Consider the following 10,742-nt stretch of genomic DNA (forward strand, 5'->3'; position numbering starts at 1 on the left):
CCGACAACTTCCCTCTGCTGATCCTCGACATCGTGGCCTTGGCCGCCGTCGCCGTGTGCTGCCGGAACTGCCGGGCGGAACGCTGTCACCATCACGATCAACGGCAACTGCCCGCTGTTCCCCGCGCTGATTGACACCGACGAACACTGGAACGGCGCCGCGATCCCGCGCTTCCGGCGTGAGGTCGCCGGATACGTCGTCGACTGGGTGAACGCGACTCATTGCGCCGCTGGGTCCGGCCGAGCCGTTCCGACGGGCCGGAAGAGGTAGTTGTTGGCGTGCAGGCAGATCCTGTGCACGGCGTGCCATCCGTTGCGCCAGGCGTACATGGTGTAGCCGCGGGAGGTGAGCCACTCGACGACGTCGTCCGGGGAGTAGGCGTAGCGGTCGGTGTGCCGGGCTTCGATCTCGACGAGCAAGACCGGCCGGAACTTCTCGATGGTCCGCCTGCCGCCTTCGAGGACGTGCAGTTCTGCTCCTTCGACGTCGATCTTGACGAAGTCGAGGCGGGTCAGATCGGCGCAGAGCCGGTCCAAGGTGCCGGTTTCGACGAGCACGTCGACGTGGTAGCGGTATCCGGCGGTGGAACCGAGGCCGGTGCTCCCCGAGGCGAGGAAGGATCGGCTGGTGGCCGGACCGTAGGCGCCGAACGGCACCCGCATCACGGCCCGGCCCGGCTCGGCACCCAGCGCCATCGTGTGGTGGACGACGTTGCGGCGCTCGCGCGCGCCCAGGACCCGCGACCACACCGGGTGCGAGAACGGCAGCGGTTCGACGCTGTGCACCAGGCCCGCGTCGCCGACCAGGTGGGACAAGGCCTGGCTGTACAGGCCGGCGGCCGACCCGACGTCCACGCACACGTCGCCGGGCCGGACCAGGCCGCGGAGCGTCGGCAGTTCGGGGTCCAGGTAGGGCGTCCAGCGGGCGATCAGGTTCGCTGTCGTGGCGGTCAGGGCCGGGCGGTCGAGACGGGGCATCGGGGTTCCTCAGCGTTAGATCGGGAAGGGCACGCCTACCCTGCCGTCGCCGGAAGCCGGGGACATCGGCCCGCCGATCACACCTGCGGTGGCCGGGGTCCGCCCGTGGGCGTACGTCCGCAGGCGGTCACCGGGGCGGCTCGACCAGGCCCATCTCGTAGGCGATGATCACGAGGTGGACGCGGTCGCGCGCGTCCAGTTTGGTGAACAGGCGCGCCACATGCGCCTTGGCGGTGGCCACGCTGATGAACAGCTCGGCGGCGATCTCGTGGTTGGACCGCCCGAGGCCCACCAGGGTCAGGACCTCGCGCTCCCGCTCGGTGATGCCGTCGGCGGGCCGGCGGGCCCGTGCCGGTTCGGGGCGGTCGGCGAAGTGTGCGATCAGGCGGCGGGTGACGCCGGGGGCGATGAGGCCGTCCCCGGCCGCGACGACGCGGATCGCGGCGAGGATGTCTTCCAGCGCCATGTCCTTGACCAGGAAGCCGCCGGCGCCCGCGCGCAGCGCGCCGTAGACGTATTCGTCCTCGTCGAAGGTGGTGAGGATCAGCACGTGCGGTGGTTCGGTGCCGGTGGTGAGCCGCCGGGTGGCCTCGATGCCGTCCATGCCGGGCATGCGGATGTCCATCACCACCACGTCCGGCCGTGTTTCGTGAGCGAGTTCGACCGCCTCCGCGCCCGTGCCGGCTTCGCCGACGACGAGGAGATCGTCGTGGTCGGCGATGAGGACGCGCAGGCCGTTGCGGATCAGCGGCTGATCGTCGGCCAGCAGCACCCGGATCGTCACCGGACACCGACCGGGACCGGGATCCGGGCACTGACCCGGAAACCGCCGTCGGGGCGCGGCCCGGCGGTGAAGTCGCCGTGCAGCAGCGCGACCCGTTCGCGCATCCCGGGAATCCCGTATCCGGCGCCCTCGGGTCCGCCGCGCCCGTCGTCGGTCACCTCGATGAGCAACTCGTCGTCCCGCTGGTCGACCAGCACCTCGCACCGGTCGGTCCCGGCGTGCCGGGTCACGTTGGTGACTGCTTCCTGGATGATCCGGAAGGCCGCCAGGTCGATGTCCGGGGGAAGCGGACGCCGCTCGCCGCGCCACTGGAGGTCCACATGCACTCCGGCGTCCGCCGAGCGCGCGATCAGGGCGTCGAGGTCGTCCAGGCCCAGTGGCGCGGCGGCCGGCTCGCCGGATTCGCGGAGTGCGCCGAGCATCCGGCGCAGCCCGGCCAGGGTGTCCCGGCCGGCGGCCTCGATGGCGTGCAGGGCGTTGCGGGCCTCCGCCGGCTGGGTGTCGATCACCCGGCTGCCCACGCCGGCCTGGATGGCGATGACGCCCATGCTGTGCGCGACCATGTCGTGCAGCTCCCGGGCGATCCGCAGCCGTTCGGCCTGGATCGCCTCGGTCGCGGTGTGCGACCGTCGTGCCTCGATGTTCTGCTGCCGCAGGCGAAGCGTCAGTCCGATCAGCCAGACCAGGGTCATGGCGATGCCGGCCTGGAGGGAAACGGTTTCGACGTAGTCGGGCCAGAGCGGGAAGCCGGCGATCACGGCGAGCTGCACGACGAGTGCCAAGGCCGCGGCGCCGATCGAGGCCGCCGGGCGGCGGGTGGCCGCGAGGTAACCGACGACGACGTCGATGCCCGCGACCTGCACGAACCGGAGGGTGGAGCGGAAGTCGGGCAGCGGGATCACCTCCATCAGCACCAGCTCGAAGAGCAGCAGGCCCACCACGGCCCACGGCCGGCGGCGCAGGACCCCGGCGGTCAGCGCCATCGCCAGGAGCGGCAGGACATCGGGCGAGTGACCGAGAACAGCCCAGCCCAGGAGGACCACCGGCGACAGGGCGAACGCCCCCCACGCCAGGGCGGTCCGGAGCTTGGCCGGTACCCGGTCGCGCACGGGATGGAGGAGGTCAGCAGGCATGCGGTGATCGTAATCAGCCGATCGCCGGGCCGGCATCGGCTCGTGGGCGTACGCCCACGAGCTACCGGCGGCCGCGGGGATTGCGATCGGCGGGCCGATGCCGCGGAACCCGCGAATCGGCAGCGTTGACCCGGTGATCGACTACGACCTGACACTGAAGCGGCGGAACCGATGAGCCGCCGGACAGCGGACCGGCTGACAGCCGTCCTCACGACCCTCGCGGTGACCGTGACCCCGGCCGCCGCGACACTTCTGGCTCCCGCCGGCACGGTAGCGCTGACGCCCCAGGCCGGCACCGCCGCCTGGCTGGCCGATCACCGCCGGCTCCCGAACCCTGTCACCAGCGACCCCGCCGGCGTGCACCGCTTCCTGACCTCGGCCGGCGAGGTCGAGAGACGCGACCTGCTCGCCCGCTACCCCGGTGTCGTGGGTGCCTTGGACGGCGCACCGCCGGAGCTGCGATATGCGGCGAACCGGCTCGCCATGCGCGCGGCCGGGCCACCGTACCGGGACCGGGACGGGCAGTTCCTGCTGTTCGACCCGCGCGGCGACGGCCGGGTGGCGCAGGTGTTCGGCGACCTGGCGACCGCCGGCCGGATCGCCGTCCTCGTGCCCGGGGTGGCCACCCGGGCGGACAACTTCTGGACCGGCGTCGGCGGCCGGAGCTACCGGGCACCGGCGGTGCAAGCGGCCGACCTGTACCGGTCGGCCACCGCGCAGGGCCCCGGCAACCTCGCGGTGATCGCCTGGCTCGGCTACGACGCCCCCGACGGCGTCACCATCTCCTCGGCGCGCGAGGACCTGGCACAGGCCGGCGCCGTCGCGCTGCAGCGATTCGTGGCCGGGCTCGTCGCCGTCCGTCCACAAGCGACGATCGCGCTGCTCGGGCACAGCTACGGGTCGACGGTGCTCGGCCTCGCCGCACCCGGCCTGCCCCGGCAGGTGACCGACATCGCCGCCTTCGGCAGTCCCGGCATGGGCGTCGACGACGTCACCCAGCTCCACACCACCGCGCGCGTCTGGGCCGGCCAGTCCCGCGGCGACTGGATCCGCTGGATCCCCGGCGTCCGGCTGCTCGGACTCGGCCACGGCACCAAACCCGCCGACCCCGCCTTCGGTGCCCGCGTCTTCACCACCGCAGACGTCGCCGACCACGACCACTACCTCAGTCCCGGCACCGACTCCCTCACCAACTTGACCCGCATCGCCACCTCCGGCACCGATTCGGATCCCCGTCCATGACCGAGGCGACCGGGTGGGCGGCACGGATCGCGGCAGGCACCCCGGAGAACCGGGACCGGACGGCGGACGGTCTCCGAGCCGCCGCGATCATCGGCGTGATCCTCGGACACTGGCTGGTGACGGCCGTCGTCAGCGATCCGCACGAGCCGGCGGCCCTGCACATCGAGAGCCCGCTGACGCACCTGCCCGGGCTCATTCCGGTGACGTGGGTCCTGCAAACGCTTGGGCCCTTCTTCTTCGCCGGCGGCTATGCGGCGGCACGCAGCATGAATGGTCATAGAACCCGGCCGTGGCCGGCTTCCCGGCTGCGCCGAGCGAGTGGATCGGTGCTGGCGCTCGCGCTGGTCTGGCTACCGGCCATGCTGCTGCTGACCGCCGTCGACACGCCGAGCAGCACCCGGCAGGTCGTCTGGACACTGGTGACCCAGCCGCTGTGGTTCCTGCTGGTGTACCTGGTGCTGACGGCGTTCGCGCCGCTGTTGCGCAAAGCCGTCGTCCGCTGGGGTGCCTGGCCGACGCTGCCCGCCGCGGCCCTGGTCGCGGTCGTCGACACGATCCGGCCGCACGGCCTGCCTGCCTGGCTGGCACTGCCCGCCGTACCGATCGGCTGGGCGGTGCCGTACCTGCTGGGCATCGCGCTCGCCGAAGGACGGCTGCCTCGCCGGGCCGGAGCGGTACTGCTGCCCCTCGGGGCAGGCGGTGGCACCGCCCTGGTCCTGCTCGCCGGATATCCGGCCAGTGCGGTCGGCGTGCCGGGGAACCGCTGGTCGAACCTCGCGCCACCGTCGCTGTTCGCCCTGGCCCTCACCGCCGCACAACTGGGCGCGTTCCTGCTGCTGCGGCCAACGCTGGTCCGCACGCTCCAGCGCCCCTCGGTCTGGGCGCCGGTCGCCGCGCTCAACCGGACCGCAATGACCCTCTACTGCTGGCACCAGCCCGCACTGCTGCTGGTCACCTTCACCGGCCTCCTCACCGGCCGCCCACCCGGCCTGCTCGACACCCCCACCACCACCGCCTGGCCCTGGTCCCGGCTGCTCTGGCTGCCCGGGTTCACCCTCGCCCTGATCGTCCTGGCCCGCCAATTCCGCGGTCTCGCGAAACCGCGGCGACGACCCGCCGATTTCGATTACCGCGGCCGGCGATCAAGCAAAAAGGGCCGAACAGACCGACGCAAGGTCAGATCCGCAGCGACAACGCACCTGGCCCGCGGTCACTCGAGGTGGCCCTCAGGGTGGCACGCGGTCAAACGACCAGTCCGTCGGGAAAGGTACGGGTCACAGCAGGTCTCCTTCGAGTTCGTTCTGCGGGCTCACTTGACGCTGCGGATCCGCCACGCCGCGAAACCGGCGCCGATCGACATCGGTGCCGGGCCGCCTCCGGCTCCGGCCACCCCAGCGGCCCGGGCACGTCAGTGGACCATGGTCGCCACTGGACGAACCGGCCGTCACGGCGGCGATTGTCCACCTGCCCGTTGTTCTCCCTGTACCGTGCCAAAACGCGGTGTCGGCTCGATGTCGGGATATGTGGGGTGGTTGTCCTTGAGGTCCTCTCGTCTTCCGGCGAGACTTCCGTTGTGGCAGATGGGGACCGGCGGGATGTCGTCGTTGTGGTGTGTGAGGGTGTGGTGCTGCTCGACCTCGCTGGGCCGGTACAGGTTCTGACCGGTGCGGACGGCTACCGGATACGCCTCGCTTCGCTCGACGGTGGTGCGGTGCGTTCGGACACGGGTGTGGTGTTGAGCGTCGACTGTGCGTTGTCGGATGTCGCTGGACGAGTGGACACGGTGGTCGTTCCGGGGCCGCCGCCAGGCCAGCTGGACCGGTTCTCGTCGGCGCTGATCGCCGAGATCCGGCGGCTCGGCGGCGTCGCGCGCCGCGTGACCTCGGTGTGTACCGGTGCGTTTCTCCTGGCGGAGGCCGGGTTGCTGGCGGGAAGGCAGGCCACAACGCACTGGTTCATGTGCGCCGAACTGGCCGCCCGGTTCCCTGACGTGGTCGTGCGGCCGGACTCCATCTACGTGCACGACGGCCGAGTGGTGACCTCGGCGGGCGTGTCCGCCGGTATCGATTTGGCTCTCGCTCTTGTCGAGGAGGACTGGGGCGCGGAGGTCGCCAGAACCGTCGCCCGGCAGTTGGTGGTGTTCCTGCGGCGTCCGGGCGGCCAGTCGCAGTTCAGCGTGTGGGGTGATGTTCCGCCGCCTCGCAGTCCCGTGCTGCGTGGCGTGCTCGACGCGGTCGTGGCCGACCCGGCGGCCGACCACACCCTGATCGGGATGGCCGCCCGTGCGATGGTCAGCGAGCGTCACCTGACCCGCTTGTTCAAGCGTGACCTGGGGGTCACCCCGGGTCAGTACGTCGTGCGGGTCCGTGTCGAGGCGGCCCGCGCGCTGCTCGAGTCCTGCGACACCGGCGTGGAGGCGGTGGCCCGCCGTTGCGGCTTCGGTTCCGGCGAGACCATGCGCCGCGCGTTCCTCCAGGTTCTCGGCATCGCCCCCACCGCCTACCGACAACGTTTCACCCACTCGTAGAGGAGACCTGATGTTCCATCCCGTTCCCCGCCGTGCCGTGCTGGGTGGCGTCGTTGCCGGCGCGGCCGCAGCCGTGATCGGCGCGCCGGCAGCCGACGCGAACACGACCGGCCTGTCCTTTCCCGCCACCCCGCTGGCCGGGCGCGCCCACACACTCGTCACCGCCACACAGGTGCCGTTCCTGCGCAACCACAGCCTGCGCAGTTTCCTGTTCGCCCGCGCGGCCGCCGAGCCGCTGGGCAGGCGAGGAGGCGAGGACTACGACGCCGAGTTGGTGTTCCTCATCTGCGTACTCCACGACATGGGGTTGACCGAGGAGGGAAACACCGACCAGCGGTTCGAAGTCGCCGGCGCCGACCTCGCCGCGGGATTCCTCGAAAAGCATGGCGTGACCGACCGCCGGGTGGACACCGTGTGGGAGGCCATCGCGCTGCACACCTCCCCACATCTACACGAGTCACCGGTGTTCCGACGCCGCCGTCCCGCCGAGATCGGCATAGCGCAGACCGGGATCGGCATCGACATCGGCGGCCCCGACCGCCCCGACCAGCTCCCGCCCGGCTTCGCCGACCGTGTCCACGCCCGCTATCCACGCCTCGGCGGCAGCCGCGCCCTCACCGACGTCATCGTCGCCCAGACGCTCGCCAACCCGCTCAAGGCTCCTCCGACGACCCTTCCCGGCGAGATCCTCCACCAGCGCCACCCAGAGCTGCCCTACCTGACCTGGGACATGATCCTCGACGCGAACACCTGGGCAGACTGAACGTCAGGAGGCGCAGTGGACGTCCGCGAAATGGTGGTGCTGGGCACGCTGGCGGTGGCGATGTTCAACGTCGGGGTCATCTGGCTCACGCAGCGCGTGGTCTACCCCGTGTGGACACTGGTCGGCGAGCGCGAATGGGGTGCCTACCACGACGCCCACAAGCGACGACTTCCCGGCACGGTCTTCGTGCCACACGGCTTGGGCATCGTGGGCTCGGCGCTGATGGTCGGCTGGCCACCGGACCGGATACCGGTGTGGCTGGTGTGCCTGGCGTTGGCCCTCCCGCTCACCATGGCCGCCGCGACCGCGGTGTACTGGGCGCCGCAACAGACCCGCCTGTCCACACAGTTGGATCGCCTGCTGCTACAGCGTCTGCTGGCCACCCACTGGATCCGAGTCGCCCTGATCAGCGCGCACGGCGCGGTGATGTGGTGGATAGCCGCGGCGACCTTCGCATAGCGAACGCCGACACAGCACTCACGCTCAGGATCAGGCCGAAGGTCATCACCGCGCCCACGATGTCGCGCACTGCGCGATTCTAGGAAGCCCGCTACTGCTGGAGTCAATATCGATCACGGCTTGGTCCTCCTGTCGGCGTGCGGACGTGGCTCGTCCGACAGACAGGTGCACCGACCGAGCCCGTCCGCGACCGCAGACGGCGACCCCAGCGGGACGGGGCGATGCGACGGAGGTCGGGAATGGCCGCGACGTGCAATCGCGGTGAGGGCGAAGCGCCGGGCCGAGATTCCGGCACCGGTGTGAGGGAGGGGTCAGGATGTTCGGTTCGAAGAAGAAGCTCAACGATCTGATGGCGCAGCTCAGGCCCGACCTGAGTCGGGAATCGCTCGGAGTCGGGCCCGACTGCCCGGGCGTCGCTCCGAACCCGCTCCTGAGCAGTGATGCATGGAAGCGCAATGCGGAACTGCGTACGGGGGCGCTTGCGCTCGGCGTTCTCGTCGACTGGCGGGAGGCTGGGGAATCGTCACCAGCACCATCACGGTGGACGAACGGTTCGGCGACGACTGCCTGCTCGGCCTGGCCGACTTCTCCCACGTCGACGTCCTGTTCCTCTTCGACCAGACCACCGAACGGCCGGACTACCGGTCCCGCCGGCCACGGGGCCGGACGGACCTGCCGGAGGTGGACGTCTTCGCCGACCGCGGCCGCCGCCGACCCAACCGCAATTCCAACCCACTGACATTCGGCAGCCGGAATGGGCCGGTCGGCTCATGACCGACTACTTCCTCCCGTGATCAGCAAGAACACAGGGCCCACAGGGAGGCCGTGGAGCGCTGAGCGTGAGCTGGTCTCGACTCGACCAGCCACGCCAACGCGCGGGCCGCGACCACCGCTGACCGCCGAGCGGATCGTGGCCGCCGCCGTCGCCGGCAGAGAGGGTGCGAAGCGGTCGTCACGCGCCGGTCGCCGCCGAACTCGACAGCGCCACCATGTCGCTCTGCCGCCACGTCCGCACCAAGGACGAGCTGTACGGCCTGATGGTCGACGCGGCGATCGGCAGCCCGCCACCCGCGCAGTCCAGCGGAGACTGGCGCGCGGAGCTCACCGCGCTCGCCCACACCCAACGCGAGGCCGCACGACGCCACCCCTGGCTACCCCGGCTGGCCGCGACCTGCCCCACCCTTCGCCCTCACGCCATGGCCGCGACGGAGTTCGCCCTCGCCACCATGGACCGGCTCGGCCTGCCCACACCGACCACAGTCGGCACGATCAACACCGTGCTGTCGTTCGTGCACGGCTTCACCCCAGCACCGACACCGAGTTCGCCTGGCAGCTCGACCGAGTCCTCGACGGACCAGCCGCCGCCCTCCCGGCCGCTACGGCAAACCCGTCATCGGCGTGACCTGGTAGCGGCACACATTGCTGACCGGGCTACCAGAGTCGATCGGAAGGTTCCACAACAACGCCCGCAGCGGTAAGGGCCGGACACAGGTATTCCGACGGTTCCAATATCTGACGTCACCATTCGGCACCTCCGAATCCGGCTTCCGCGCCGAGCGTCGACCACCACCCGGACATCGACATCCGATGGCGAACGCTCACCTTCCGGCTGAGCATCCCTCCGAAGGCGGCCTCACTGCCGAAGACGTCTCGATGGCCGGACATATCGACGAGGTCGTCGCCGATATGTGAGTCAGACACCGTGGTCGTGCTGGGAATGGTCCCCAACATGCCCGCGCGCGATACTTGGCCACCACGCGGAGGATCCGTGCTAGCCTCGCCGCATGATCATGAGTACGAGGATTCCCTCGGCTACCACGATCCGCGGCTTTTCTGTCGTGCGTCATGCGGGAAGTTTCGTCATTGCCTGTTTGGATTCGATGGACGCGGTGTGGACGTGGTCCGAGTCGACCGGGGAATGGTTGGCGCGGCCGTTGCCCTACGCGCACGCGGGGGATCCGATCGTGGCACAGTTCCCCGACGCCGAGAACACCCTCGACATGCTGGCGGCATCATCCGTCGACGGCAAGCTCCTCTTAGCCGCCGGTGGCTCCGAGCAGGAACCGGCCGTGTGGGACCTCGACACCGGCGAACTCCTATGGCGGACACCGATCAATGGCGCCTACCTCGCCGACGTGATCACGGCCGGCGGCGCGTTCGTCACCGCTCAGCAGTATTCGGAGGAAGTGCGGTTGTGGTCGCCAGACGGCACGTACACGACGCTTGGTGAAGTGGCCGAGGTGTATTGCCTGGGCGAGGCAAGAGTCGGTGGTCGCTCGCTGATCCTCGCGGGCGGGTCGGAAACCGGGGTGTGGGATGCCGAGACACTGGCCAATATCGCCACTTTCACCCCGGAGCAGGGACGAGTGTGGTCCGTGACAGCGTGCGAGCTCGGCGAGCGCACCGCGATCTTCGGGGGCACCGAGAACGGTGAGCTGTACGCCTGGGCCCTCGGCGAGGAATCATCCGAACCGCTGTACGAACCGATCGCCGTCTCGGACGACTCTCTGGAGAGCGTGGCGGCGGTGACGGTCGCCGGGCGGCCCCTGGTGGTGACTCAGGGCGAGAACTCACTTCGATTGTGGGACGCCGCCGAGGGAACCGAGAACAGCCACGTCGACACGCGCGAGTACGACGTCACGACGATGGAGTCGACCACTGTCGACGGACGTCGGGTACTCGTCACGGCCGGGAGTGACAACATCCTGCGAATCTGGGACGAGTCCGACCTGGCCTAGTGCTTCATCAAGAAACGTTGACGCTGTCATCGTGTCGCGTGGACATCCGGGCTGGTGATCGCGAGGCTGGCCGTGGAGGTGAGGCTGGTGGCGCGTCAGCCGGAGGTGTTCGCGCGGTC

General features: G+C 70.2%; 11 protein-coding genes and 1 pseudogene. 9 read left to right on the forward strand and 3 right to left on the reverse strand.

Annotated elements, in window-relative coordinates; genetic code table 11:
- Positions 1–218: 218 nt before the first annotated feature.
- From AB0M80_RS35155 to AB0M80_RS35165, 3 genes are all read right to left on the reverse strand, one after another.
- On the reverse strand, positions 219–977 hold the full coding sequence (locus AB0M80_RS35155; RefSeq protein WP_364573555.1) for an FkbM family methyltransferase: 759 nt from the start codon (positions 975–977) through the stop codon (positions 219–221).
- 127 nt (positions 978–1,104) lie between these two features.
- On the reverse strand, positions 1,105–1,761 hold the full coding sequence (locus AB0M80_RS35160) for a response regulator transcription factor (RefSeq protein WP_364573557.1): 657 nt from the start codon (positions 1,759–1,761) through the stop codon (positions 1,105–1,107).
- Positions 1,758–2,894, reverse strand: a complete 1,137-nt coding sequence (locus tag AB0M80_RS35165) for a sensor histidine kinase (RefSeq protein WP_364573559.1) — start codon at positions 2,892–2,894, stop codon at positions 1,758–1,760. Before AB0M80_RS35165 ends, AB0M80_RS35160 begins: the two co-directional genes overlap by 4 nt.
- Before the next feature lie 171 nt (positions 2,895–3,065).
- Between AB0M80_RS35165 and AB0M80_RS35170 the strand changes: the two genes are divergently transcribed.
- From AB0M80_RS35170 to AB0M80_RS35210, 9 genes and pseudogenes are all read left to right on the forward strand, one after another.
- The gene (locus AB0M80_RS35170) at positions 3,066–4,136 is read left to right on the forward strand and encodes an alpha/beta hydrolase (protein WP_364573561.1); all 1,071 of its coding nucleotides are present in this window, start codon (positions 3,066–3,068) and stop codon (positions 4,134–4,136) included.
- Positions 4,133–5,797: an acyltransferase gene (locus tag AB0M80_RS35175; protein ID WP_364573563.1), complete on the forward strand. Its 1,665-nt coding sequence runs from the start codon at positions 4,133–4,135 to the stop codon at positions 5,795–5,797. The genes AB0M80_RS35170 and AB0M80_RS35175 overlap by 4 nt, the downstream gene beginning before the upstream one ends.
- The gene (locus AB0M80_RS35180) at positions 5,758–6,663 is read left to right on the forward strand and encodes a GlxA family transcriptional regulator (protein ID WP_364573565.1); all 906 of its coding nucleotides are present in this window, start codon (positions 5,758–5,760) and stop codon (positions 6,661–6,663) included. Before AB0M80_RS35175 ends, AB0M80_RS35180 begins: the two co-directional genes overlap by 40 nt.
- 10 nt (positions 6,664–6,673) lie before the next feature.
- Positions 6,674–7,426: an HD domain-containing protein gene (locus AB0M80_RS35185; protein ID WP_364573567.1), complete on the forward strand. Its 753-nt coding sequence runs from the start codon at positions 6,674–6,676 to the stop codon at positions 7,424–7,426.
- A gap of 15 nt (positions 7,427–7,441) precedes the next feature.
- The gene (locus AB0M80_RS35190; protein ID WP_364573569.1) at positions 7,442–7,885 is read left to right on the forward strand and encodes a hypothetical protein; all 444 of its coding nucleotides are present in this window, start codon (positions 7,442–7,444) and stop codon (positions 7,883–7,885) included.
- Between the two features lie 540 nt (positions 7,886–8,425).
- Positions 8,426–8,659, forward strand: coding sequence for a hypothetical protein (locus AB0M80_RS35195; protein ID WP_364573571.1), 234 nt, complete (start codon positions 8,426–8,428; stop codon positions 8,657–8,659).
- A 164-nt stretch (positions 8,660–8,823) separates the two neighbouring features.
- Positions 8,824–9,363, forward strand: a complete 540-nt coding sequence (locus AB0M80_RS35200) for a TetR/AcrR family transcriptional regulator C-terminal domain-containing protein (RefSeq protein WP_364573573.1) — start codon at positions 8,824–8,826, stop codon at positions 9,361–9,363.
- A 71-nt stretch (positions 9,364–9,434) separates the two neighbouring features.
- Positions 9,435–9,577: pseudogene (locus AB0M80_RS35205) on the forward strand (4a-hydroxytetrahydrobiopterin dehydratase); the annotation flags it as partial.
- Positions 9,578–9,669: 92 nt separating this feature from the next.
- Positions 9,670–10,623, forward strand: a complete 954-nt coding sequence (locus AB0M80_RS35210) for a WD40 repeat domain-containing protein (RefSeq protein ID WP_364573575.1) — start codon at positions 9,670–9,672, stop codon at positions 10,621–10,623.
- The last annotated feature ends 119 nt before the right edge of the window (positions 10,624–10,742 follow it).

This window comes from Amycolatopsis sp. NPDC051045 (assembly GCF_040682955.1).
Taxonomy (GTDB): Bacteria; Actinomycetota; Actinomycetes; order Mycobacteriales; family Pseudonocardiaceae; genus Amycolatopsis.

Coding starts and splice junctions, on each gene's coding strand:
- AB0M80_RS35170 (WP_364573561.1), top strand. CDS start 3,066: ATGAGCCGCCGGACAGCGGACCGGCTGACAGCCGTCCTCACGACCCTC.
- AB0M80_RS35210 (WP_364573575.1), top strand. CDS start 9,670: ATGATCATGAGTACGAGGATTCCCTCGGCTACCACGATCCGCGGCTTT.
- AB0M80_RS35175 (WP_364573563.1), top strand. CDS start 4,133: ATGACCGAGGCGACCGGGTGGGCGGCACGGATCGCGGCAGGCACCCCG.
- AB0M80_RS35165 (WP_364573559.1), bottom strand. CDS start 2,894: ATGCCTGCTGACCTCCTCCATCCCGTGCGCGACCGGGTACCGGCCAAG.
- AB0M80_RS35155 (WP_364573555.1), bottom strand. CDS start 977: ATGCCCCGTCTCGACCGCCCGGCCCTGACCGCCACGACAGCGAACCTG.
- AB0M80_RS35185 (WP_364573567.1), top strand. CDS start 6,674: ATGTTCCATCCCGTTCCCCGCCGTGCCGTGCTGGGTGGCGTCGTTGCC.